A 25888-nucleotide genomic window follows, 5' to 3' on the forward strand; every position below is an offset into this window, starting at 1 on the left:
AGGTGGTTAGAGCGCACGCCTGATAAGCGTGAGGTCGGTGGTTCGAGTCCACTCGTGCCCATTTTGGAGAATTACTCAAGAGGCTGAAGAGGACGGTTTGCTAAATCGTTAGGTCGGGTAACTGGCGCGGGGGTTCGAATCCCCCATTCTCCGTATAATTTTGAAGTTTGAGATGACGTCTCAAACTATTTTTTATATTTTTGAAGGTTTTTTCTATGTTCTTGAATCGTTTCTTAAAAGTTTTTAGTTTGGTGTTTGTTTTGACTGTTTCAGGAATTTTATTTCTATTCCCATCTGTTAGAAATGAGATTGTTTCAACTTCTTCTGATCTATTAGCTATTGTTGATAAGGCTGTATCGGTACCATTTGTTCTTGTTGAATCTAAGGCAAATGATTTAAAAAATTTATCTGAATTAAATGATGAAAATCTTTCTTTGAAATCACGTCTTTATCAAAAGGATATTGACCAGTCAAAACTTAGTCGTTTGGAATCAGAAAATAAGGAATTGAAAGACTTGATGTCAATCAAAAATTCTGCATCTGGTTCCAAATATATTGTTAGTGAGATTATTGACCGTAATTATAGTTCTTGGGATCAGGAATTTGTAATTGATAAAGGTAGTATAGATGGAATTACTGATTCCATGTTTGTTCTCTCATCTGGCGGGGTCATTGGTATAGTAGATAGTACTGAGAAAAATTCTAGTAATGTAAAATTATTGGTTGAAGATACTATTTCTTCACAACACCTGATGTTTAGAATTGAGAGTCAAGGTCAATCTATTTTTGCTTTATTAAATGGTTATGATGGGAAGACGGGTGAGTTTCGGTTGTTGCAAATTGGAGATCCAATTGAAATTAAAAAAGAAACACTCGTTTCAACAAGTGGCTTAGGGAAATACAAGAGTAGTGACTTACCTCTTGGGACTGTGACTTCCACTCAAAAGGTATCTGATCAGTTAGGGCAAGAAATTCGTGTGAAACCAAAGGCTAATTTAGATGTCAATCGTTATGTACTATTGATTGGAGAGTAGTGTGAAAGTAATACGTAAGTACCATTTTTTTCCTTTATTCTTGTTTATATCTTTATTTGTTGATGGGCAAATCTCTTTTCTTATTTCTCGTTTCAGTCCAAGCTCCTTTGAACCTACTTCATTTTTATTTCTATATGGTTTTATGTTACTGAGCCTCTATTTCTCGGAGATAGCTAGTATTTGGTTGGGAATCCTCTTTGGTTTTTGTTTTGATGTGTATTTTTTACGCACTATAGGAATTGCCTTCCTAGTCTTCCCTTTGTTACAGGTGATTTTTTATCGGTGTAATCAGATTATTTTGGTCAATCGATTTACTCGTTTTTTTACATTTTTATTAACGATTCTAATATTTCAGATTTCAACCAATCTTCTTCTGGTTATTTTTGTTGGTATAAAATTCAACTGGATTACTCTCATTATCCATCAAATTGCGCCTAGTTTAATTTTGAATGTGCTTCTAATGATCGTATTACAGCCTTTACTTGAAAAGATTTATTTATAAACTCGAAATAAAAATGTAACAATAGCGTAATATAAATTTTTAAAAAATTTGTTATACTAGTTAGTGTCTTATTAGAAAGGGAAAATTTATCTAATGAAGAAAAAAATATTTGCCACAATCTTATTGAGTACAGTTGCTTTATCACAAGGTGCTGTTGTAGCAGGTGTATCAGCTGACTCAACAGATGATAAGATTGCTGCTCAAGATAACAAAATCAATAGTATTAATCAACAACAACAAAGTGCACAAGCCCAGGTAGATCAAATCCAAGGTCAAGTATCTGAAATTAAACAACAACAAGAAAATCTTCAAGCTGAAAATGACCGTTTGAATGAAGAATCTGAACGATTGTCAGCTGAGATCGATGAGTTGTCAAAAAATATTGTTGCTCGTCAAGAATCACTTGCAAATCAAGCACGTAGTGCTCAAACAACTGGGACTGCAACAAGCTATATTAATGCGATTGTTAGCTCTGGATCTTTGACAGAAGCTATCTCACGTATTTCTGCTATGAATGAAATTGCAGATGCTAACAACAAAATGTTGCAAGAGCAAAAACGTGATAAAGAAGACATTGCACAAAAACAAAAAGAAAACAACGACGCTATCAATACTGTTATTGCAAACAAACAGCAATTAGAAGATGATGCGCAAGCTTTGTCAACAAAAGAAGCTGAGTTGAAAGTGGCACAATTGAATTTGGCAGCTGAAAAATCATCTGCTGAAAACGAAAAGAACGCTTTGTTGCAACAAAAAGCTGAAGCTGAAAAAGCGGCAGCGGCAGCAGCGGCAGCCGAAGCAGCTTACCGTGCAAAACAAAAGGAACAACAAGCAGCTGTGAAAGCTTCTGCAAATACTACCCTTCAAGCACAAGTTCAGGCAGCAGCACAAACACCTGCTGCAACCCCAGCGGCAGCACAAACATCAGTAGCAGCTCAACCTGCTGTTCAAACTCAAGCAGCAGCAGCTCCAGTAGCAACTACTTCTCGTCCAACTTATAGTACATCTGCATCATCTTATCCAGTTGGTGAATGTACATGGGGTGCGAAGACATTGGCTCCATGGGCTGGCGATTACTGGGGCAACGGCGGTCAATGGGCTGCAAGTGCAGCGGCTGCTGGATTCCGTACAGGATCTCAACCACAAGTTGGTGCTATTGCATGTTGGAATGATGGTGGCTATGGACACGTAGCAGTCGTTACAGCTGTTCAATCTACAACAAGTATCCAAGTTTCTGAATCTAACTATAACGGTATCCGTAGTATTGGAAATTACCGTGGTTGGTTCAACCCAACAACAGCTCAAGGTACTGTAACTTATATCTATCCAAACTAAGAATTACCATGAAGCAGGACAGTTGTTCTGCTTCTTTTTTTTGAAAGAGTGTCAGTAGGGCCGGATTTTGTATTTTCCATAAATTAATATTTGAATATTTGCTTAAAAAGAGATAAAATGTTTACAGGAGAAATTTGTGCTGACTGTACAATATGGTTTTTAGATTTTACTGGAGGAAATCATGTCATTTTCTGATTTAATGCTCTTTGCTTTGTCGTCAAATCAAGAATTGGCTCAACGTGTGTCTCGCGAAATGGGACTACCGCTTGGAAAGTCAACGGTTCGTCAATTTTCTGATGGAGAAATTCAGGTTAATATTGAAGAATCAATCCGTGGGAAAGATGTTTATATTTTGCAATCCACTAGCTCACCGGTTAATGATAATCTTATGGAAATTTTGATTATGGTAGATGCCTTGAAACGGGCTAGTGCGCAATCTATTAATGTGGTGATGCCGTATTACGGCTATGCTCGTCAAGACCGGAAAGCTCGGGCTCGTGAACCAATCACTTCTAAGTTGGTAGCTAATATGCTTGAGGTTGCTGGAGTTGATCGTCTGTTGACAATTGATTTGCACGCTGCTCAAATTCAAGGTTTCTTTGATATTCCTGTTGACCACTTGATGGGTGCGCCTTTGATCGCAGACTATTTCGAACGTCGCGGCATGATTGGAAAAGACTATGTTGTTGTCAGTCCAGACCATGGTGGTGTGACTCGTGCTCGGAAATTAGCTGAATTTTTGAAGACACCGATTGCGATTATTGATAAACGCCGGAGTGTCGATAAGATGAATACGAGTGAAGTGATGAATATCATTGGGAGTGTTGAAGGTAAAACTTGTATCTTGATTGATGATATGATTGATACAGCTGGTACAATCTGTCATGCGGCGGATGCCCTTGCAGAAGCAGGTGCTGTTGAAGTTTATGCGAGCTGTACGCACCCAGTTTTATCGGGCCCAGCGATGGACAATATTCAAAAATCAGCCATTAAGAAGCTGGTTGTATTGGATACGATTTATCTACCAGAAGATCGATTGATTGATAAGATTGAGCAAATTTCGATTGCGAAACTCCTTGCAGAGGCTATTGTTCGCATTCATGAAAATCGTCCTCTTTCACCTCTTTTTGAAATCGGAAATGCCAAAAAATGTTAACAATAAGGAGGCTGAAAAACAGCCTCTTTTGTTTAGGAGGAAATACAAATGGAAATCAGAAAATGGTGGCAAGATCTAAAAAAAGAAAAGGAACGGAAAAAACTGGTTCAAGCAGCTAAAGAACTAGAAGCAAAGGCTGATCCCAGTTTGCCCAAGAAGAAATTGCCAGAGAATAGGGCTGTGAAATAAGTAAGACGAAGTATTTGTGCTATTACTAACTAGACTATATAAGGTGTGTAGAAAAAAGATAGTCGTTCCAAATTGTGAGCTTTTTTCTAATCAAAACTCCGTTATTAAAAATAAAAGAGTATAATATATCTCTAAATCGTAATTTTGGGTATCAAATATGAAGAAATCTTAAATTTTTTTAAAAAAATCTAGAAAAAGTCTTGACATAGGCAGAATATCCTAGTATACTAATCATAGTTACGAAGTAACGAATATTTTTAAACTATAAAAGGAGATAAAACAATGAAAAAAGTTTTATTATCATCAGTAGCAGCTCTTGCAGTATTTGCAGCAGCAGCTCCAGCATTCGCAGCAGATACTACAGGACGTCCAGTTTATAAAACTGAAAAAGGTGGAGACACACCTACTTTAAGTGAACTTAAAGGTGAAGCAACTCCAGCCGCACCGGCATCTTCAGCTACAGAAAAACACCCAGGTGCTACTCAAGTTGACCCATCTATCGGCAAAGGTACTCCAGTTGATAAAAAAGGTGATGTTTCTACTGCAAACTACGATGGAAACAAATTTGCTGATACATCTAAAGAATTAACTGCTGTTCCAGCACCTGAATATTTCACTCAAGGTCTTGACCTATGGAATGGTAGCCAACATGGTACTTTCCGTACTCAACCTGGTATCCAAACAATCGAAGTTACAAACCCACATGATGGAACTAAATGGTTGGTAGACGTTAAGGTTGAAGCTGGTGCTAATACTCCTAGCGGATTCTACGCAACTGCAGTAAGTGGTTCATTGCGTCCTGCATCTGCAGATGCTAAAGCAGCAGCTAAAGCAGCTGAAGAAAAAGCTGAAGCAGCTAAAGCTGGTAAAGACGGTAAAGACGGTAAAGCTTCATCTGCTAAAGCTGGTGAAAAATCACTTCCAAAAACAAGCGCAGTTAAATAATTTCTAATTAATTAGCTCATAAAAATATCACTGAGTCCTTGGGCTCAGTGTTATTTTTTAGAAAAATCATTTTGAGGAGATCAATTAAATGAAAAGAGCTGGAGAAAAAAGTTCAAATAAATTTGCTCTTCTATTTGCTTCTATAGTAGCAATAGTTGTTATTGTAGCTGGATTTTTATTCTTTAATCCATTTGGTGGAAAAACATCTAACGCAACTAAGAAAGCAGCTTCTTCTGGTAGCAGTTCTTCTACCCAAGCTGTGAAATATGAACCTAGTCAAGAAGAAAAAGATTATCTAAAGAATCGCTTTGACCAACTAACGGCTGTTAACCCTGAAGCAATTGCTTATGTTTATGCTCCAGGTACAGAGTTGGATGAACCTGTCGTTCAAACAGGAGATAATGCAACATACTTGGATAAGACTTTTGATGGTGGAAATCAACCCTATATGGGTACAGTCTTCATGGACACGGATAATAAGAAGGATTTTAGTGATCGTTTGACTTGGTTATTTGGTCATGCTCGTGGTAGTAAGGTTGGTGATCATCGTATGTTTAACGATGTCAACTACTATGACAAGCAAGAATACTTTGATCAACATCCGTATGTTGTCATTGAGACGCCTGAGCGCAAGTATTATTATGAAGCTATGTGCTTGGTGATTGTACCTGAAACAACTGCTTTCTATCGTACTAGCTTTGAAGACGACAAAGACTTTACGACTCAGTTGAAGAAGGTTTATGAAGATGGGCAAACTAAGAATCCAAATATCAAGATCAAGGCATCTGATAAATATTTAGTATTGTCAACTTGTCGTGAAGAGGATGAAACCATTCGTGCGAACCTCTATCTTCGTCAAATTCCTGATTCAGAAATGAAGGATTTTGTGGCGAAACATGCAGATCAATTGACATATGTGGCAACACGTGGTCAACAATAAGGATCTGAAAGGCTTAGCAATGCTAAGTCTTTTTTTGTATGGAAGAATTATTGAAATGTCCTTTGATGGTGAACAAAAGATGGGGATCTGGCTTGTTCTTTTGCGATGGGGTCCTATTTATAGTATAATGAATATAAGTGTTTTTGGAGGTGTTCTATGGATTTAACGAAACGTTTTAATAAAAATCTGAATCGGATTGAAGTTTCTTTGATTCGTCAGTTCGATCAATCAATTTCTTCCATTCCTGGTGTCTTGCGTTTGACGTTGGGGGAACCGGATTTTACAACTCCTGAACATGTAAAAGAAGCAGGAAAGGCTGCAATTGATGCGAATTTTAGCCATTACACTGGGATGAGTGGTTTACTGGCTTTGCGTGAGGCTGCAAGTCAGTTTGTGGCTGACAAGTATGGTATTCACTACCGTCCTGAGGATGAGATATTGGTGACGATTGGTGCGACTGAAGCCCTATCTGCCACCTTGACAGCGATCTTGGAACCTGGGGATGTAGTGCTACTCCCAGCGCCAGCTTATCCTGGTTATGAACCGATTGTGAATTTGGTTGGGGCGGAAATTGTCGAAATTGATACGACAGCAGATCGTTTTGTCTTGACTCCTGAAAAGTTGGAAAAGGCGATTCTAGAGCAGGGTGAAAAATTGAAGGCTGTTATTCTCAATTATCCAGCTAATCCAACGGGTGTCACTTATTCGCGCGAACAGATGGCAGAATTGGCTGCTGTCCTAAAAAAATATGAAGTCTTTGTGATTTGTGATGAAGTCTATTCAGAGCTAACTTATACTGGAGAAGCGCATGTCTCTATGGCATCCTTCATTCCTGAGCAGACTATTGTCATTAATGGTTTGTCTAAGTCTCATGCCATGACAGGCTGGCGACTTGGCTTTATCTTTGCTCCGGCTGTATTGACGGCCCAACTTATCAAGAGTCATCAGTATTTGGTAACGGCTGCTGGAACGATGAACCAGTATGCTGCGATTGAGGCCCTGACTGCTGGTCGGGATGATGCAGAGCCGATGAAGCAGGAATATGTGAAACGTCGGGATTATATTATTGAAAAGATGTCCGCGCTTGGATTTGAGATGATTAAGCCAGATGGAGCCTTTTATATTTTTGCTAAAATCCCAGCTGGTTACAATCAGGATTCCTTTGCCTTCTTACAAGATTTTGCGCGTGAAAAAGCGGTTGCCTTTATTCCTGGGGCTGCTTTTGGTCAATATGGCGAAGGCTATGTGCGCCTGTCTTATGCGGCCAGTATGGAGGTTATCAAGGAAGCTATGAAACGCTTGAAGGAGTATATGGAAGAACATGCTGGAGTCAATTGAGACCCGGGGCATAGTGCTGTATAATCGGGAGTTTCGTGAGGATGATAAATTGGTCAAGATCTTCACGGAGAAGTCAGGTAAGCGGATGTTTTTTGTGAAACATGCGGGAAAATCACGGTTGAATCCCATGTTACAACCTTTGGTAACGGCGGATATGTTGCTAAAAATCAATGATGATGGGTTGAGTTATATTGATGATTTTCAAGATGTGCAGGTTTATAAGAAAATCAATGCAGATCTTTTTGCCCTTTCTTATGCGACCTATGTTCTGGCGCTTGCGGATGCCAGTATTCTTGATAATCAGGTGGATCCGGCCTTGTTTGCTTTTTTGGAGAAGACCTTGTCTTTGATGGAAGAGGGACTGGATTATGAGGTTTTGACCAATATTTTTGAGATTCAGATTCTATCTCGGTTTGGGGTTGTCTTGAACTTGCATGAATGTTGTTTCTGCCATCGGATTGGTCTTCCTTTTGACTATTCCTTCCGGTATAGTGGAGTGCTTTGCCCAGACCATTATGATCGGGATGAGAGACGTGCCCACTGGCACCCAAATGTTCTCTATTTATTGGATCAGTTTCAAGCAGTGCGATTCAGTGAGCTAGAGACGATTTCTCTACAAGCGGAGATGAAAGCAGCTCTACGTCAGGCGATGGATCAGTTGTATGAGGAGTATGTAGGGATCCATTTAAAAGCTAAAAAGTTTATCGATTCCTTAAGTGATTGGGGAGCGATTATGAAAGATTCATCTGGAGGTGAAACATGAAAAAAATTGCAGTAGATGCAATGGGGGGCGATAATGCACCTCAAGCCTTGGTAGAAGGCGTGAATCAAGCCATTCGTGATTTTGATGATATTGAGATTGTCTTGTATGGCGATGAAGCAAAAATCAAAAACTATTTAACAGCAACAGAGCGTGTATCGATTGTGCATACGGAAGAAAAAATTGATTCAGATGATGAGCCGACACGTGCTATTCGTCGGAAGAAGCAAGCTTCTATGGTCTTGGCTGCCAAGGATGTGAAGGCTGGTGAGGTGGATGCCATGCTTTCTGCAGGAAATACAGGTGCTTTGTTGGCAGCAGGCTTCTTTATCGTTGGCCGTATCAAAGGGGTGGAACGCCCTGGATTGATGTCCACACTTCCGACGGTTGATGGTCGCGGGTATGACATGTTGGACTTAGGTGCCAATGCGGAAAATACATCAGAGCACTTGCATCAGTATGCTGTGATGGGGTCTTACTACGCGGAAAACGTTCGTGGGATTCAAAAACCACGCGTGGGTCTATTGAACAATGGGACAGAAGCTAGTAAAGGAGATCCTTTGCGCAAGGAAGCTTACCAATTGTTATCTGAGGATGCGTCGATTCATTTTGTTGGAAATGTGGAAGCGCGTGATTTGATGGATGGTGTTGCAGATGTTGTTGTGGCAGATGGTTTCACGGGAAACGCTGTCTTGAAAACGATGGAAGGAACAGCTTTTGGAATCTTGAAGCAACTGAAACAAGCAATTGCTACTGGAAACTGGAAGGCGAAACTAGGAGCTTTTCTCCTCAAGGACCGGTTGAAATCATTGAAACAAACCTTGGATTTCTCAGATGTTGGAGGAGCGGTTTTATTTGGCCTTCAAGCACCTGTTGTTAAAACGCATGGTTCGAGTGATGCAAAAGCAGTCTATAGTACCATTCGTCAGATTCGGACTATGTTAGAGACAGATGTTGTTGGAAAATCAGTGAAGGAATTATCGAAGGAAGGATAATGTATGAGTAAACAAAACGAAATTTTAGCTACAATTGAGGAATTTCTCAAAGACCGCAAGGGACCAGATTTCCAAGTTTCTTTGAAATCAGATTTGCGCAAGGATTTACAAGCCGACTCTGTTGAATTGATGGAATTTATTATCAATCTTGAGGATGAATACCAATTGGAGATTCCAGACAAGGCTATTGATGACTTTAACACGGTAGGAGATGTCGTTGACTATATCGAAAAACGAACTGCTAGTAACTAGTTGAAAAGGGATCGTTCAGAGATTGTTCTGGATGATCTTTTTTTCTGTCCTTTTCATTCGGTTTCTGCCTATATTGTACGGAAATTTATTGAAAATCCACTTTGTATGTGATAGAATGAAGGTGATAAAATACGAAAGGCGAACAAAGTCATGACCAATCAACTGATTTATACTGGAAAAGCTAAGGATATCTATACTACTGAGGACGAAAATGTGATTAAGTCGGTCTATAAGGACCAGGCAACCATGCTAAATGGGGCTCGTAAGGAGACGATTAAGGGAAAAGGTGTGCTAAATAATCAGATTTCGTCTCTTATTTTTGAAAAATTGAATGCTGCGGGAGTAGCTACTCACTTTATCGAACGTATTTCTGATACTGAACAACTTAACAAGAAAGTGAAAATCATTCCTTTGGAGGTTGTTCTTCGTAATGTGACGGCGGGTTCTTTCTCTAAACGTTTTGGCGTGGAAGAAGGTTTGGACTTAAAAACTCCAATCGTTGAATTTTACTATAAGAACGATGATTTGGATGACCCATTCATCAATGACGAGCATGTGAAGTTTTTGGATATTGCTAACGACGAACAAATTGCCTATATCAAGGAAGAAACGCGTCGTATCAATGAATTGCTGAAAGATTGGTTTGCACAAATTGGTCTTCGTTTGATTGACTTCAAATTGGAATTCGGTTTTGATAAGGATGGCAAAATCATCTTGGCAGATGAATTTTCACCAGATAACTGCCGCCTTTGGGATGCGGAAGGGCACCATATGGACAAGGATGTCTTCCGTAGAGATTTGGGCAGTTTAACGGATGTATATCAGGTTGTGTTGGAGAAATTACAGGGCTTGAAGTAATCTTTTTGAAACGGAAAACCTTCGTCTTTCAAGTAAAAGGACTCAGGCTGAAAAGGTCTACTAGACCTTTTCACTCCGTCGTGATCTTGGTAGCTTGACAGATGTTTATGAAGTTGTATTGGAAAAATTGCAAGGATTGAAGTAGCCTTTTACAAATAGAATACTTGGTCTTCACTACAATCTTTAAGTAGAAATAGATAAAGGAAATAAAATGGATAAACGTATTTTCGTTGAGAAAAAAGCTGATTTTCGTGTGAAATCGGACTCTTTAGTAAAAGAATTACAGCATAATCTTCAGTTGAAAACCTTGAAGGATCTTCGGATTGTTCAGGTTTACGATGTTTTTGGTTTGGCAGAGGACTTGTTTGCGCGTGCGGAAAAACACATCTTCTCTGAGCAAGTGACCGATACTGTTTTGGATGAAGCTGCGGTTAAGGCTGATCTTGAGAAGCATGCTTTCTTTGCGATCGAAAGTTTGCCTGGTCAATTTGACCAACGTGCGGCATCTTCACAAGAAGCTTTGCTTTTGCTTGGTAGTTCAAATGATGTAACGGTGAACACAGCGCAACTGTACTTAGTTAACAAGGATATTGATGCGAATGAGTTGGAAGCTGTCAAAAACTACCTCTTGAACCCAGTGGATTCTCGTTTCAAAGATATCACTGTTGGTATTGCGAAACAGGATTTCTCTGAGTCTGACAAGACCATTCCAAGCTTGGATTTCTTTGAAACTTATAGGGCAGAAGATTTTGCCAAGTATAAAGCAGAGCAAGGATTGGCTATGGAAGTGGATGACCTTCTCTTCATTCAAGAATATTTCAAGTCTATTGGTCGTGTGCCAACTGAGACTGAGTTGAAGGTGTTGGATACTTACTGGTCTGACCACTGCCGTCACACAACTTTCGAGACTGAGTTGAAAAACATCGACTTCTCAGCTTCTAAATTCCAAAAACAATTGCAAGCGACTTATGACAAGTATATTGCCATGCGTGATGAATTGGGACGTACCGAAAAACCTCAAACCTTGATGGATATGGCGACTATTTTTGGTCGTTACGAGCGTGCCAATGGTCGTTTGGACGACATGGAAGTGTCTGATGAAATCAATGCCTGCTCTGTTGAAATTGAAGTGGATGTCAATGGTGTCAAAGAGCCATGGCTTCTCATGTTTAAGAACGAAACCCACAACCACCCAACGGAGATTGAACCATTTGGTGGAGCGGCTACTTGTATCGGTGGGGCCATTCGTGACCCATTGTCAGGGCGTTCATACGTTTACCAAGCTATGCGTATCTCAGGTGCTGGCGATATCACGGCTCCAATTGCTGAAACTCGTGCTGGTAAATTGCCACAACAAGTGATTTCTAAAACAGCGGCTCACGGTTATTCTTCATATGGGAACCAAATTGGTCTGGCAACAACCTATGTCCGTGAATACTTCCACCCAGGTTTCGTTGCTAAGCGTATGGAGCTAGGTGCTGTTGTCGGTGCGGCTCCTAAGGAAAATGTGGTCCGTGAAAAACCTGAAGCTGGTGATGTGATTATCTTGCTCGGTGGTAAGACTGGACGTGACGGTGTCGGTGGTGCGACAGGTTCTTCTAAAGTTCAAACGGTTGAATCTGTTGAAACAGCTGGTGCTGAGGTTCAAAAAGGGAATGCCATCGAAGAACGTAAGATTCAACGTCTTTTCCGCAATGGGGAAGTGACACGTCTGATCAAGAAATCAAATGACTTTGGTGCTGGTGGTGTCTGTGTGGCGATCGGTGAATTGGCAGATGGTCTTGAAATTGATTTAGACAAAGTGCCATTGAAATACCAAGGTTTGAACGGTACCGAAATTGCTATCTCTGAATCTCAAGAACGGATGGCCGTTGTAGTTCGTCCAGAAGACGTAGACGCCTTCGTTGCAGCATGTAATAAAGAAAATATTGACGCTGTTGTTGTTGCGACAGTGACTGAAAAACCAAATCTTGTCATGCACTGGAATGGGGAAACCATCGTTGATTTGGAACGTCGTTTCCTTGATACAAACGGTGTACGTGTGGTTGTAAATGCTAAGGTGGTTGACAAGGATGTCAAGCTTCCAGAAGAACGTCAAACATCTGCTGAGACCCTTGAGGCAGATACGCTTGAAGTCTTGGCTGACCTGAACCATGCCAGTCAAAAAGGGTTACAAACGATCTTTGATAGCTCAGTTGGTCGTTCAACAGTCAATCACCCACTTGGTGGTCGCTACCAAATCACACCAACGGAAGCTTCTGTACAGAAATTGCCAGTTCAACATGGTGTGACAACAACTGCCTCTGTCATGGCGCAAGGCTTCAACCCTTATGTGGCAGAATGGTCTCCATATCATGGTGCGGCTTATGCAGTTATCGAAGCAACTGCTCGTTTGGTTGCTGCTGGTGCAAACTGGTCTAAGGCTCGCTTCTCTTATCAAGAATACTTCGAGCGGATGGATAAACAAGCAGAGCGTTTTGGTCAACCAGTAGCAGCTCTTCTTGGATCCATTGAAGCTCAGATTCAACTTGGTTTGCCGTCTATCGGTGGGAAAGACTCTATGTCTGGTACCTTTGAAGAATTGACAGTACCACCAACTTTAGTTGCTTTTGGTGTCACAACTGCAGATAGCCGTAAGGTCCTTTCTCCAGAATTTAAAGCTGCTGGTGAAAATATTTACTATATTCCAGGTCAAGCTTTGGCACAAGAAATTGACTTTGATCTTATCAAGTCTAACTTTACTCAATTTGAAGCCATCCAAGCAACTCACAAAGTCACATCTGCATCCGCTGTCAAATACGGTGGTGTGGTTGAAGCTCTTGCCCTTGCAACATTTGGGAACCATATCGGTGCCACTGTTAAATTAGCTGCCCTTGACACCAGCTTGACAGCTCAATTGGGTGGATTCGTCTTCACATCTCCGGAAGATATTTCAGGTGTTGCCAAGATTGGACAAACAGCAGCTGACTTTACACTTGCTGTCAATGGTGTAACGCTTGATGGACACAAACTTGACAGTGCCTTCCAAGGTAAATTGGAAGAGGTTTACCCAACGGAATTTGCACAAGCAACTGAGTTGGAAGAAGTACCTGCTGTGGCATCAGATGCTGTTATCAAAGCTAAAGAAACAGTTGAGACACCAGTGGTTTACATCCCAGTGTTCCCAGGTACGAACTCTGAGTACGATTCAGCTAAGGCCTTTGAAAAAGAAGGTGCAACAGTCAACTTGGTACCATTTGTCACACTGAATGAAGAAGCAATTGTCAAGTCCGTTGACACCATGGTTGACAACATCGAAAAAGCTAATATTATCTTCTTTGCCGGTGGCTTTTCAGCAGCGGATGAACCAGATGGATCAGCTAAATTTATCGTGAACATCTTGCTCAATGAAAAAGTACGTGCAGCCATTGATCACTTCATCGAACGTGGTGGTTTGATTATTGGTATCTGTAATGGATTCCAAGCTCTTGTCAAATCTGGCCTCCTTCCATATGGTAACTTTGAAGATGCGAGCAGCACGAGTCCAACCCTCTTCTACAATGACGCCAACCAACACGTGGCCAAGATGGTTGAAACACGGATTGCCAACACGAACTCACCATGGCTTGCAGGCGTGAAAGTTGGTGACATCCATGCCATTCCAGTATCACACGGTGAAGGGAAGTTTGTCGTGACAGCTGAAGAATTTGCAGAGCTTCGTGACAATGGTCAAATCTTTACCCAATATGTTGACTTCGAAGGTAAACCAAGCATGGATTCTAAATACAATCCAAATGGTTCTGTCAATGCGATCGAAGGTATCACAAGTAAGAACGGTCAAATCATCGGGAAGATGGGACACTCAGAACGTTTTGAAGACGGTCTCTTCCAAAATATTCCAGGAAATAAAGATCAACATCTCTTTGCGTCAGCGGTTAAATACTTTACTGGAAAATAAAAGGTATACAAAATGACATACGAAGTTAAATCTCTTAATGAAGAATGTGGTATTTTTGGGATCTGGGGACACCCAGATGCTGCAAAACTGACTTATTTCGGATTACACAGTCTTCAACACCGTGGTCAAGAAGGGGCAGGGATCCTTTCAAATGATGCGGGTCAATTAAAACGGTATCGTGATACGGGGCTTCTCTCAGAGGTGTTTCGAAATCCTGCTAACTTGGATAAGTTGACAGGGACGGGTGCGATTGGACATGTTCGCTATGCGACAGCTGGGGAAGCTTCGGTGGATAACATCCAGCCTTTCCTCTTTCGCTTTCATGATACCCAGTTTGGACTTGCTCACAACGGGAATTTGACCAATGCCAAGTCCCTCAAACGGGAGTTAGAAAATAACGGCGCGATCTTTAGCTCAACTTCTGATTCAGAAATCTTGGCTCACTTGATTCGTCGGAGCCACAACCCATCCTTCATGGGTAAGGTGAAAGAAGCCTTAAATACGGTGAAAGGTGGATTTGCTTATCTTCTCATGCTGGAAGATAAGCTGATTGCGGCCTTGGATCCAAATGGTTTCCGTCCTCTTTCGATTGGGAAAATGGCCAATGGCGCCATCGTAGTTTCCTCTGAAACCTGTGCTTTTGAAGTGGTTGGTGCTGAGTGGATTCGCGATGTGAATCCAGGTGAAGTCGTGATCATTGATGATAATGGCATTACTTACGATAACTATACAACGGACACCCAATTGGCTGTTTGTTCGATGGAGTATATCTACTTTGCCCGTCCGGACTCCAATATCCAAGGCGTGAATGTCCATACAGCCCGTAAACGTATGGGGGCTCAATTAGCACGTGAATTCAAACATGAAGCAGATATTGTCGTTGGTGTGCCTAATTCATCACTTAGCGCAGCCATGGGATTTGCGGAAGAATCTGGCCTACCAAATGAAATGGGCTTGATTAAAAACCAATACACCCAACGGACTTTTATCCAACCAACACAAGAATTGCGTGAGCAAGGGGTTCGTATGAAGCTCTCTGCCGTATCCGGTGTTGTTAAAGGCAAACGGGTTGTCATGATCGATGATTCTATCGTACGTGGGACGACCTCACGTCGGATCGTTAATTTGCTAAAAGAAGCAGGAGCAACAGAGGTTCACGTAGCAATCGGTAGTCCAGCTCTGGCTTATCCATGTTTCTACGGGATTGATATTCAAACACGTAAGGAATTGATTGCTGCCAATCATACAGTAGAGGAAACACGCGATATTATTGGTGCAGATAGCTTGACGTATTTGTCAATCGATGGTTTGATTGATTCTATTGGAATCGATACAGATGCCCCGAATGGCGGTCTTTGTGTGGCTTACTTTGATGGAAAATATCCAACACCTTTGTATGACTACGAAGAACGCTATGTGGAAAGTTTGAAAGAACATACTTCTTTCTATTAAGAGCAGTGCAAAAGAAAAGGAATGAAACAAATGACAAATAAAAATGCTTATGCTCCACGTCTCACTACTGACTAAAAGCTAAAGCATTTGTCAGTAGACGCTTTGCCCTATGGGACCAAAGCTAGAGACCTGACTAGTATTTTTAGATAAAATAATTGTTTATCTAAAAATACGTCGCACTCTTTCTCAAAAAAAGAAAAGGATTAAAAAATGACAAATAAGAATGCATACGCTCAATCTGGTGTGGATGTTGAAGCGGGTTATGAGGTTGTTGAACGGATCAAAAAACACGTTGCTCGTACGGAACGTGCGGGTGTCATGGGAGCTCTTGGTGGTTTTGGTGGCATGTTCGACCTTTCAAAAACAGGTGTTAAAGAACCCGTTTTGATCTCAGGAACAGATGGTGTTGGTACTAAGCTGATGCTGGCTATCAAGTATGACAAACACGATACGATCGGTCAAGACTGTGTGGCTATGTGTGTTAACGATATCATCGCTGCAGGTGCTGAGCCCCTTTACTTCCTAGACTATATCGCAACTGGTAAAAATGAACCAGCCAAACTAGAACAAGTTGTTGCTGGTGTGGCTGAAGGGTGTGTACAAGCTGGTGCAGCCCTCATTGGTGGTGAAACGGCTGAAATGCCTGGTATGTATGGTGAAGACGACTATGACTTGGCTGGTTTTGCAGTCGGTGTTGCAGAAAAATCTCAAATCATCGACGGTTCAAAAGTAGCAGCAGGTGATGTAATTCTGGGACTTGCTTCAAGCGGTATCCACTCAAATGGTTACTCACTTGTTCGTCGTGTCTTTGCGGATTACACAGGTGAGGAAGTTCTCCCAGAATTGGAAGGGAAGAAACTCAAAGACGTTCTTTTGGAACCAACTCGTATCTACGTCAAAGCAGCTTTGCCATTGATCAAAGAAGAATTGGTGAATGGGATTGCCCACATCACAGGTGGTGGTTTCATCGAAAATGTCCCACGGATGTTCGCTGATGACTTGGCTGCTGAAATTGACGAAAGCAAAGTCCCTGTTCTTCCAATTTTCAAAGCCCTTGAAAAATATGGCCAAATCAAACATGAAGAAATGTTTGAAATCTTCAACATGGGGATTGGTCTCATGCTTGCGGTGAAACCAGAAAATGTGGAACGTGTCAAAGAACTTCTTGACGAACCTGTTTATGAAATCGGTCGTATTGTGAAGAAAGATGGCGCAAGTGTGGTGATTAAATAATGACTAAAAGGATTGCTGTTTTTGCCTCTGGCAACGGCTCAAACTTTCAGGTGATTGCAGAACAATTTCCGGTAGAATTTGTCTTTTCAGATCACCGGGATGCCTATGTCTTAGAACGTGCGAAAAACCTTGGTGTGGCTAGCCATACCTTTGAACTCAAGGAATTTGACAATAAAGCGGCTTATGAAGAGGCTATCGTCAAACTCTTGGATGATCACCAGATTGATTTGGTTTGTTTGGCCGGTTATATGAAAATCGTCGGCCCAACCTTGCTAGCAGCTTATGAAGGCCGTATCATCAATATTCACCCAGCTTATCTCCCTGAATTTCCAGGTGCTCATGGTATTGAGGATGCTTGGAATGCAGGTGTTGCTGAGAGTGGTGTGACCATTCATTGGGTGGATTCTGGCGTTGATACTGGGAAGGTCATCAAACAAGTCCGTGTGCCACGCCTTGAAGGGGATACCCTTGATACTTTCGAAACTCGCATCCATGAAACAGAGTACAAACTCTATCCAGAAGTCTTGGAACGTTTGGGAGTAGCACGAAAATAAGGAAGCCATTGATCGGAAAGAACATTTTCGAATGTAGCAGATAAAGAACTTTTTTAAAAAGGAAAAGAAAGAAAATGACTAAACGCGCACTAATTAGTGTTTCAGACAAAGCGGGCATCGTTGAATTTGCCCAAGAACTTAAAAAACTTGGTTGGGATATCATCTCAACAGGTGGTACCAAAGTTGCCCTTGACAATGCTGGGGTAGACACTATCGCCATTGACGATGTGACTGGTTTCCCAGAAATGATGGACGGTCGTGTGAAGACCCTCCATCCAAATATCCACGGTGGTCTTCTCGCTCGTCGTGACCTCGATAGTCACCTTCAAGCGGCTAAGGACAATAAGATCGAATTGATTGACCTTGTTGTGGTAAACCTTTACCCATTCAAGGAAACCATTCTCAAACCAGACGTAATTTACGCTGACGCAGTTGAAAACATCGATATCGGTGGTCCATCAATGCTTCGTTCAGCAGCAAAAAACCACGCTAGCGTGACCGTTGTTGTAGACCCTGCTGACTATGCTGTTGTGCTTGACGAATTGGCAGCTAATGGCGAAACAAGCTATGAAACTCGCCAACGTTTAGCGGCTAAGGTTTTCCGTCACACAGCGGCTTATGATGCCTTGATTGCAGAGTATTTCACAGCTCAAGTGGGTGAAAGCAAACCTGAAAAACTCACTCTGACTTATGACCTTAAGCAACCAATGCGTTACGGTGAAAACCCTCAACAAGACGCAGACTTCTACCAAAAAGCCTTGCCAACGGCTTACTCCATTGCATCCGCTAAACAGTTGAACGGGAAAGAATTGTCCTTCAACAATATCCGTGATGCGGATGCTGCGATTCGGATTATCCGTGACTTTAAAGACCGTCCAACCGTTGTGGCTCTCAAACACATGAACCCATGTGGAATCGGTCAGGCTGATGACATCGAGACTGCTTGGGACTACGCTTATGAATCTGATCCGGTGTCTATCTTTGGTGGGATCGTCGTTCTTAACCGTGAGGTAGATGCTGCGACAGCTGAGAAGATGCACGGCGTTTTCCTTGAAATCATCATCGCACCAAGCTATACAGATGAAGCGCTAGCTATTTTGACCAACAAAAAGAAAAACTTGCGGATCCTTGCCTTGCCATTTGACGCTCAAGATGCTAGCGAAGTGGAAGCAGAATACACAGGCGTGGTTGGTGGACTCCTCGTTCAAAACCAAGACGTGGTGAAAGAAAGTCCAGCGGATTGGCAAGTGGTGACGAAACGTCAACCAACTGAGACAGAAGCGACAGCTCTTGAGTTTGCTTGGAAAGCTATCAAGTACGTCAAATCAAATGGTATCATCGTAACTAATGATCATATGACACTTGGTGTTGGCCCTGGTCAAACTAACCGTGTGGCTTCCGTCCGTATCGCCATTGATCAAGCTAAAGACCGTCTTGACGGCGCTGTTCTTGCTTCAGATGCCTTCTTCCCATTTGCGGATAACGTGGAAGAAATCGCCAAAGCAGGGATCAAGGCCATCATCCAGCCAGGGGGCTCCGTCCGTGACCAAGAGTCAATCGAAGCTGCGAATAAATACGGCTTGACCATGATCTTTACAGGGGTTCGTCACTTCCGTCATTAATCAAAAACGGCACGCATCAATGGATGGGTGCCTTTTCTGCTGGTCATGAAGACCTTAATCGGGATAGATATAGGTGACTGTTCCCCAGACGGGATTGGTCGGGTCGAACCAACCGCGGAAGTTGTCGATATAGCGATGGCCGTTGTAATTGGCCTCTTGGATCTGAATTTTTTGGTCGTGTTCGACATCTGTTACAAGAGCGACGTGGCCATATCCTCCATTGTCCCAACAGGCGATGGCACCGACCTCTGGGCTGTTTCCAGTCCGGAATCCCGCAGCGCGTGCACTAACTGCCCACATGCCACCGTTTCCCCACCAGTTGTGGGCCCAAGGGGCTAATTCTTTGGCTCCCCAGGTACATTCACCGATCGGATAGGTGTTTCCCGGGTGTGTCGCGAGTGGCGTGAGCTTTGGCTTTGCCTTTTCGACTTGGAAGGTAGTTGGGAACATGCCTTGCAGTTGCCCCTTCTTTTTCTGGTAGACGTGTAGGTGAAATAGCCCGCTTCCCTTGTGTTTTTGAGCTTGAAAGCGCAGTTGAAAATGTCCAGGGGCCATCTTCTTTGCTGGATACCAAACCAGATCATCCTGCCCATTTTCTTCAGACCAGATCGGGAAAACAATCTCCTCTACATCCTCGAATAACTTCAGGTCTATCTCGAATTCTTGTGAGGAGATGGGTGTGATCGTGATCTTGGGCTGGGAGGAAGCCAGGTCTTTTTGCTGGACGCTGGTCGTGAGAGGGTAGAGGCCGGTTAGTTGCTCATTTGCCTCCACCCCATAGACATGGACATGATAAAGTCCAGCTTGATCAGAATGGTTGATTAAAGGTACTTCTAGATTGAATCCGGTGTCACTTCGTTCCACAGGATACCAAATCAGGTCATCTTGGCCATTTTGATCAGACCAGATGGGAACTTGAATCTTTTGGTACTTCGCTGGGACGTTTCCAAGATGAATCATCAGCTGCCCTTTTTCGGCATAGATGGCATTGGTCGTTTGATCTGCATGAGCAATAGAGGCTTGCATCCCCCATGTCGCACAAGTCAGTACGAGAAATTTTTTGATCGTTTGCATAATACTCCTTTTCGTCAATTAGTAGGTCTCACCTATACTATTCGGAAAAAAATGAGAAATAGGAGAAAATGGCAAAAAATGTTTGGATTCTACTAAAAATAGGAGGCTTTTGCTGAAATCATTAGAATAAAACGAACGATTATGATATAATTTAATAAAATAATTCGCAAAAGAGGTTTGAGATGAAACTTTTGGTTGTTGGATCTGGTGGTCGTGAGCATGCGATTGCTAAGAAATTGTTGGAGTCTACAAACGTTGAGCAGGTTTTTGTGGCTCCTGGTAATGACGGGATGCGATTAGATGGTCTGGATTTGATCAATATCGGAATTTCCGAACATTCTAAGCTGATTGACTTCGCAAAAGCGAACGATATTGCTTGGACCTTTATCGGCCCAGATGATGCCCTTGCAGCTGGAATCGTGGATGATTTCAATGCAGCTGGTCTCAAAGCCTTTGGTCCTACAAGATTAGCAGCAGAGCTGGAGTGGTCTAAGGATTTCGCTAAGGAAATCATGGTCAAATACGACGTTCCGACAGCAGCTTATGGCACCTTTTCAGATTTCGAGGAAGCCAAGGCCTACATCGAGGAAAAAGGCGCTCCAATCGTCGTCAAGGCAGACGGATTGGCCCTAGGTAAAGGTGTCGTCGTTGCGGAGACGGTTGAGCAAGCAGTTGAAGCCGCTCACGAGATGCTTTTGGACAATAAATTCGGTGATTCAGGTGCGCGTGTGGTCATCGAGGAATTCCTTGACGGGGAAGAGTTCTCTCTCTTTGCCTTTGTCAACGGGGACAAGTTCTATATCATGCCAACGGCTCAGGACCACAAACGTGCCTACGATGGTGACAAGGGCCCTAACACTGGCGGAATGGGTGCCTATGCGCCGGTTCCTCACTTGCCACAGAGCGTAGTTGACACAGCGGTTGACACCATTGTCAAGCCGGTTCTTGAAGGTATGATTAAAGAAGGCCGTCCGTACCTTGGTGTCCTTTACGCTGGTCTTATCTTGACAGCTGATGGACCGAAAGTCATCGAGTTCAACTCACGTTTTGGCGATCCTGAAACGCAAATCATCTTGCCTCGTTTGGCATCTGACTTTGCACAAAACATCACTGACATTTTGGATGGCAAAGAGCCAGCCATCACTTGGACGGACAAGGGTGTGACACTGGGGGTGGTTGTAGCATCAAACGGATATCCACTCGCTTATGAGAAAGGTGTCAAGCTTCCTACCAAGACAGAAGGCGACATCATCACTTACTATGCTGGAGCTAAATTTGCTGAAAATGGCCAAGACCTCCTCTCAAACGGCGGACGTGTCTACATGCTCGTCACAACAGCAGACACCGTCAAAGACGGCCAAAACATTATCTACAACGAACTCAACAAACAAAACACAGAAGGCCTGTTCTATCGTACGGATATCGGTAGTAAGGCGATAAAAGATTAACAGGCATTATATTTGTCAATGGCGAGCGAAAGCGAGCTAGAATAGGATAGTGGTCGCCGTGGTGAAAAGACCAGAACAGCATCTGTTCTGGTCGGGGGAAACTTTGAGACCTTAGGCTCAAAGTTTAGGAATGAAACCGAAGGTTTGCTTCCATCCCCACCACCTAAGACCATTATCAAAAAAAGAAAAAGGGAAAAATATGACTAAACCAATTATTTCCATCATCATGGGCTCAAAATCCGACTGGGCAACCATGCAAAAAGCCGCTGAAGTCCTCGACAACTTCGGTGTCGCTTACGAAAAGAAAGTTGTTTCCGCACACCGGACGCCGGATCTCATGTTCAAACATGCAGAAGAAGCACGTAGCCGTGGCATCAAGGTTATCATTGCAGGTGCTGGTGGTGCAGCTCACTTGCCAGGCATGGTAGCAGCAAAAACAACCCTTCCAGTCATCGGAGTACCAGTCAAATCACGTGCCCTTAGCGGTGTGGATTCGCTTTATTCTATCGTTCAGATGCCAGGTGGTGTGCCAGTCGCAACCATGGCGATCGGTGAAGCTGGTGCGACTAATGCGGCCCTCTTTGCCCTCCGTCTCCTTTCAGTAGAGGACCAGGCTATTGCGACAGCGTTAGCGGATTTCGCTGAAGAGCAAGGAAAAATTGCAGAGGAGTCTACAAATGAGCTCAACTAAAACAATCGGCATCATTGGTGGTGGCCAGCTGGGGCAGATGATGGCCATTTCTGCTATCTACATGGGGCATAAGGTTATTACCCTTGATCCTGCAGCAGATTGTCCATCTTCTCGTGTGTCTGAGGTCATCGTAGCCCCATACGACGACGTGGATGCTCTTCGTCAGTTGGCAGATCGCTGTGATGTTCTCACTTATGAATTTGAAAATGTTGACGCTGACGGCCTTGACGCTGTTATCAAAGAAGGCCAGCTCCCACAAGGGACCGACCTGCTTCGCATTTCTCAAAACCGTATTTTTGAAAAGGACTTTTTGTCAAACAAGGCTCAAGTCACTGTGGCACCTTACAAGGTCGTGACTTCTAGCAAAGACTTGGCAGATATTGACCTGTCGAAAAACTATGTCCTAAAGACAGCGACAGGTGGTTACGACGGCCATGGTCAGAAGGTTATTCGTTCAGCGGAAGATTTAGAAGAAGCCTATGCACTAGCGGATTCAGCCGACTGCGTTTTGGAAGAATTCGTCAACTTTGACCTGGAGATTTCTGTCATTGTGTCAGGAAATGGCAAGGATGTGACGGTTTTCCCCGTTCAGGAAAATATTCACCGCAACAACATTCTTTCAAAAACCATTGTGCCTGCTCGCATTTCAGAAAGTCTAGCTGAAAAAGCCAAGGCTATGGCGGTGCGAATCGCAGAACAGCTCAAGCTATCTGGAACGCTCTGTGTGGAAATGTTTGCGACTGCTGATGACATCATTGTCAATGAAATTGCACCACGTCCGCACAATTCAGGTCACTACTCAATTGAAGCTTGCGACTTCTCGCAATTCGATACCCATATTTTGGGTGTCCTCGGTGCACCACTTCCAGCAATCCACCTCCATGCTCCAGCAGTCATGCTCAACGTCCTCGGCCAGCATGTCGAGGTTGCTGAAACATATGTGACAGAAAATCCAAGCGCCCACCTCCACTTATATGGTAAACTAGAAGCGAAGCACAACCGCAAGATGGGACATGTGACTTTGTTTAGTGATGTGCCGGATGAGGTTGAGGAGTTTGGGAAAGGAATTGATTTTTAAAAATCTGTGGAGGAAATGTTATAGATGAAACCGATTATTCCGAAAAGTCCAGAAGTTCCGAAAGAGTTCTCTAATAAAGAAATCTCCTTTTTGACTAAGAGTGTTTTTGGGAAAATAATCGAACCTCAGCCGTGTGATGTTTTATTTGTTTTCAGTGGGACTCACCCAGGCCACTGGGAAAAAGCTATTGAGGCACATCAAAAAGGTTATGTAAGACAAATCATTGTGACCGGTGGCCGAAGTTTGACAGGGGCACCTCATCCAGATTGGAATGGACATACAGAGGCAGAGGTTATTATCCAGCATCTGCTGGCTGCAGGCATTCCTGAAGAAACGATTAAATTTGAAAACTCCTCTAGCAATACTTTAGAAAACGTATTGTTTTCTAAAGAAATTTTTGATTTTAATACTGTTGAGACAGTTATGTTCATTTGCAAAAGTCACGCGACTGGTAGGCAATGGCGAACCTTGGCTCAGCACTTACCAAAGCATCTTCGCTACATCCCATATACCTTCAATGCCTTTTACAAGGATGTTGAGATTGGTCGGGACAGCTGGATGAAAACAGACATTGGCAAGTCCAGAGTTTGGGGAGAGTATCTGCGGCTTCTCCATTATGGAGAAAAAGGAGATATTTTAAAGTTAGACATTGAATTGTGATTTAGGAGGTTTTATGATTCAACTCATCGTCAACGCATTTGTTGAAAAAGAAAAGACTGGAGCAGTCGTCGAAGTCTGGTATGCTAGTAGTGATCATGAAAAAGTGAAAGCTAAGTATGAAGAGCTAGTTGCACAATATCCTGATAACTATTTGGCTATCTATGATGTCCCGCTGGATACGGATTTGAATACACTAGATCATTATCCATCTGTGTGGATTGGGAAAGAAGAATTTGAATAAAACGACTTTTATTCGTTAAACCGATGTTTCACGCCGTGGGGAAAGCGTAAGCGACGGAAATCTTGAGACTTCAGGCTCGAGATTTAGTCATGAGATTCCGGAGGAAGCTGCTGACGTCCGCCCCACTTAAGTGAAACATCAACAGAAAGGAAAATTAAACATGATCGAACGTTACTCTCGCCCTGAGATGGCGAACATTTGGACAGAAGAAAATAAATACCGTGCTTGGCTTGAGGTGGAAATCTTGGCTGACGAGGCATGGGCTGAGTTGGGGGAAATCCCTAAGGAAGATGTAGCTTTGATTCGTGAAAAGGCGGACTTTGACATCGACCGTATTTTGGAAATCGAGCAACAAACTCGTCACGATGTGGTGGCCTTCACACGTGCGGTTTCTGAAACGCTTGGCGAAGAGCGCAAGTGGGTTCACTATGGTTTGACATCTACTGACGTGGTAGATACGGCCTATGGTTACCTCTACAAACAAGCCAACGACATCATCCGCAAGGACCTTGAAAACTTCCTCAACATCATCGCTGACAAAGCGAAAGAACACAAGTTCACTATCATGATGGGTCGTACCCATGGTGTGCACGCTGAGCCGACAACTTTTGGTTTGAAATTGGCCACTTGGTACAGCGAAATGAAACGGAACATTGAGCGTTTCGAGCATGCGGCTGCTGGTGTGGAAGCTGGTAAGATTTCTGGTGCGGTTGGTAACTTTGCCAATATCCCACCATTCGTTGAAAAATACGTCTGTGATAAACTCGGTATTCGTGCTCAAGAAATCTCTACACAGGTCCTTCCTCGTGATCTTCACGCTGAGTACTTTGCAGTTCTTGCTAGCATCGCAACTTCTATCGAGCGTATGGCGACTGAAATCCGTGGTCTTCAAAAATCTGAACAACGTGAAGTGGAAGAGTTCTTTGCCAAAGGTCAAAAAGGGTCTTCAGCCATGCCTCACAAACGCAACCCGATCGGTTCTGAAAACATGACAGGTCTTGCGCGTGTGATTCGTGGGCACATGGTCACAGCTTATGAGAATGTCTCTCTTTGGCACGAACGGGATATCTCCCACTCTTCAGCTGAGCGGATCATCACACCAGACACAACCATCTTGATTGACTACATGCTCAACCGTTTCGGAAACATCGTTAAGAACTTGACAGTTTTCCCAGAAAACATGATCCGTAACATGAATTCAACCTTTGGTCTGATCTTCAGCCAACGTGCCATGTTGACCTTGATTGAAAAAGGTATGACGCGTGAGCAAGCTTACGACCTTGTTCAACCGAAGACTGCCCAATCATGGGATAACCAAGTCGACTTCAAACCACTTCTTGAAGCGGATCCAGAGGTGACATCACGCCTGACTCAAGAAGAAATCGACGAAATCTTCAACCCAACTTACTATACCAAACGGGTAGATGAGATCTTTGAACGCATCGGTTTGGGTGACTAATCGCAAGAAAAACGGGAATTTGAAAAATAGACGAAAGAGGCTGGGACAAAAGTCCTAGCCTCTTAATTGTTCTTGGATTGTCGAGCAAGACGCAGTGGTTGAGTGGGCTCTACTACGCTGATTTCATCAGCTTTT

Annotated in this window: 24 protein-coding genes and 1 tRNA gene; 24 read left to right on the forward strand and 1 reads right to left on the reverse strand. The window is 42.9% G+C overall.

Going from position 1 to position 25888, the window contains the following annotated elements; all coding sequences use genetic code 11:
- Positions 1-65 precede the first annotated feature (65 nt).
- The 18 genes from ADI76_RS05270 to purH all read left to right on the forward strand — a co-directional run bounded on the left by ADI76_RS05270 (position 66) and on the right by purH (position 19102).
- Positions 66-153: transfer RNA gene (locus ADI76_RS05270), tRNA-Ser, on the forward strand.
- Positions 154-215: 62 nt separating this feature from the next.
- Complete coding sequence (gene mreC, locus ADI76_RS05275; RefSeq protein WP_049515027.1) at positions 216-1034, forward strand: rod shape-determining protein MreC; 819 nt, start codon at positions 216-218, stop codon at positions 1032-1034.
- A gap of 1 nt (position 1035) precedes the next feature.
- Positions 1036-1536 carry a rod shape-determining protein MreD gene (gene mreD, locus ADI76_RS05280; protein ID WP_049515028.1) on the forward strand — a complete coding sequence of 167 codons (501 nt, stop codon included), beginning with the start codon at positions 1036-1038 and terminating at the stop codon, positions 1534-1536.
- Between the two features lie 93 nt (positions 1537-1629).
- Positions 1630-2871, forward strand: coding sequence for a peptidoglycan hydrolase PcsB (pcsB, locus tag ADI76_RS05285; RefSeq protein ID WP_049515029.1), 1242 nt, complete (start codon positions 1630-1632; stop codon positions 2869-2871).
- A gap of 181 nt (positions 2872-3052) precedes the next feature.
- Positions 3053-4027: a ribose-phosphate diphosphokinase gene (locus ADI76_RS05290; protein ID WP_021154183.1), complete on the forward strand. Its 975-nt coding sequence runs from the start codon at positions 3053-3055 to the stop codon at positions 4025-4027.
- A 48-nt stretch (positions 4028-4075) separates the two neighbouring features.
- A complete protein-coding gene (locus ADI76_RS11540) occupies positions 4076-4216 on the forward strand; it encodes a hypothetical protein (RefSeq protein WP_193390725.1) in 141 nt (46 codons plus the stop codon).
- A gap of 282 nt (positions 4217-4498) precedes the next feature.
- Positions 4499-5161 carry an LPKTxAVK-anchored surface protein gene (locus ADI76_RS05295; protein WP_049515030.1) on the forward strand — a complete coding sequence of 221 codons (663 nt, stop codon included), beginning with the start codon at positions 4499-4501 and terminating at the stop codon, positions 5159-5161.
- Between the two features lie 88 nt (positions 5162-5249).
- Positions 5250-6101, forward strand: a complete 852-nt coding sequence (gene srtB / locus ADI76_RS05300) for a class B sortase, LPKTxAVK-specific (protein WP_049515031.1) — start codon at positions 5250-5252, stop codon at positions 6099-6101.
- A 156-nt stretch (positions 6102-6257) separates the two neighbouring features.
- The gene (locus ADI76_RS05310) at positions 6258-7439 is read left to right on the forward strand and encodes a pyridoxal phosphate-dependent aminotransferase (protein WP_049515033.1); all 1182 of its coding nucleotides are present in this window, start codon (positions 6258-6260) and stop codon (positions 7437-7439) included.
- The gene (recO, locus tag ADI76_RS05315; protein ID WP_049515034.1) at positions 7423-8202 is read left to right on the forward strand and encodes a DNA repair protein RecO; all 780 of its coding nucleotides are present in this window, start codon (positions 7423-7425) and stop codon (positions 8200-8202) included. The genes ADI76_RS05310 and recO overlap by 17 nt, the downstream gene beginning before the upstream one ends.
- Positions 8199-9194 carry a phosphate acyltransferase PlsX gene (plsX, locus tag ADI76_RS05320; protein WP_049515035.1) on the forward strand — a complete coding sequence of 332 codons (996 nt, stop codon included), beginning with the start codon at positions 8199-8201 and terminating at the stop codon, positions 9192-9194. Before recO ends, plsX begins: the two co-directional genes overlap by 4 nt.
- Positions 9195-9197: 3 nt before the next feature.
- Positions 9198-9446 carry a phosphopantetheine-binding protein gene (locus ADI76_RS05325; protein WP_023920024.1) on the forward strand — a complete coding sequence of 83 codons (249 nt, stop codon included), beginning with the start codon at positions 9198-9200 and terminating at the stop codon, positions 9444-9446.
- 150 nt (positions 9447-9596) lie between these two features.
- Positions 9597-10304 (forward strand): phosphoribosylaminoimidazolesuccinocarboxamide synthase, encoded by a 708-nt coding sequence (gene purC / locus ADI76_RS05330; RefSeq protein WP_049515036.1) that lies wholly within the window; start codon positions 9597-9599, stop codon positions 10302-10304.
- A 211-nt stretch (positions 10305-10515) separates the two neighbouring features.
- On the forward strand, positions 10516-14241 hold the full coding sequence (locus ADI76_RS05335; protein ID WP_049515037.1) for a phosphoribosylformylglycinamidine synthase: 3726 nt from the start codon (positions 10516-10518) through the stop codon (positions 14239-14241).
- A gap of 12 nt (positions 14242-14253) precedes the next feature.
- Complete coding sequence (gene purF, locus ADI76_RS05340; RefSeq protein WP_049515038.1) at positions 14254-15693, forward strand: amidophosphoribosyltransferase; 1440 nt, start codon at positions 14254-14256, stop codon at positions 15691-15693.
- Positions 15694-15903: 210 nt separating this feature from the next.
- Positions 15904-16926: a phosphoribosylformylglycinamidine cyclo-ligase gene (gene purM, locus ADI76_RS05345; protein ID WP_049515039.1), complete on the forward strand. Its 1023-nt coding sequence runs from the start codon at positions 15904-15906 to the stop codon at positions 16924-16926.
- Positions 16926-17480 carry a phosphoribosylglycinamide formyltransferase gene (gene purN / locus ADI76_RS05350; protein ID WP_049515040.1) on the forward strand — a complete coding sequence of 185 codons (555 nt, stop codon included), beginning with the start codon at positions 16926-16928 and terminating at the stop codon, positions 17478-17480. Before purM ends, purN begins: the two co-directional genes overlap by 1 nt.
- Before the next feature lie 74 nt (positions 17481-17554).
- Positions 17555-19102 (forward strand): bifunctional phosphoribosylaminoimidazolecarboxamide formyltransferase/IMP cyclohydrolase, encoded by a 1548-nt coding sequence (purH, locus tag ADI76_RS05355; RefSeq protein WP_049515041.1) that lies wholly within the window; start codon positions 17555-17557, stop codon positions 19100-19102.
- Positions 19103-19156: 54 nt separating this feature from the next.
- On the opposite strand, the gene ADI76_RS05360 is transcribed toward purH, so the two are convergent.
- The gene (locus tag ADI76_RS05360; RefSeq protein ID WP_049515042.1) at positions 19157-20176 is read right to left on the reverse strand and encodes a GBS Bsp-like repeat-containing protein; all 1020 of its coding nucleotides are present in this window, start codon (positions 20174-20176) and stop codon (positions 19157-19159) included.
- A 182-nt stretch (positions 20177-20358) separates the two neighbouring features.
- On the opposite strand from ADI76_RS05360, the gene purD reads away from it, so the two are divergent.
- The 6 genes from purD to purB all read left to right on the forward strand — a co-directional run bounded on the left by purD (position 20359) and on the right by purB (position 25753).
- Positions 20359-21624, forward strand: coding sequence for a phosphoribosylamine--glycine ligase (gene purD / locus ADI76_RS05365; RefSeq protein ID WP_049515043.1), 1266 nt, complete (start codon positions 20359-20361; stop codon positions 21622-21624).
- 199 nt (positions 21625-21823) lie between these two features.
- Entirely contained in the window at positions 21824-22315 is a 492-nt protein-coding gene (gene purE / locus ADI76_RS05370; RefSeq protein WP_049515044.1) for a 5-(carboxyamino)imidazole ribonucleotide mutase, read from the forward strand.
- On the forward strand, positions 22302-23393 hold the full coding sequence (purK, locus tag ADI76_RS05375; protein WP_049515045.1) for a 5-(carboxyamino)imidazole ribonucleotide synthase: 1092 nt from the start codon (positions 22302-22304) through the stop codon (positions 23391-23393). Before purE ends, purK begins: the two co-directional genes overlap by 14 nt.
- A gap of 24 nt (positions 23394-23417) precedes the next feature.
- Complete coding sequence (locus ADI76_RS05380; RefSeq protein WP_049515046.1) at positions 23418-24053, forward strand: YdcF family protein; 636 nt, start codon at positions 23418-23420, stop codon at positions 24051-24053.
- Between the two features lie 13 nt (positions 24054-24066).
- Entirely contained in the window at positions 24067-24294 is a 228-nt protein-coding gene (locus ADI76_RS05385) for a hypothetical protein (RefSeq protein ID WP_049515047.1), read from the forward strand.
- Positions 24295-24454: 160 nt separating this feature from the next.
- Entirely contained in the window at positions 24455-25753 is a 1299-nt protein-coding gene (gene purB / locus ADI76_RS05390; RefSeq protein WP_049515048.1) for an adenylosuccinate lyase, read from the forward strand.
- Positions 25754-25888 lie beyond the last annotated feature (135 nt).

The organism is Streptococcus parasanguinis, assembly GCF_001074805.1.
Taxonomy (GTDB): Bacteria; Bacillota; Bacilli; order Lactobacillales; family Streptococcaceae; genus Streptococcus; species Streptococcus parasanguinis_A.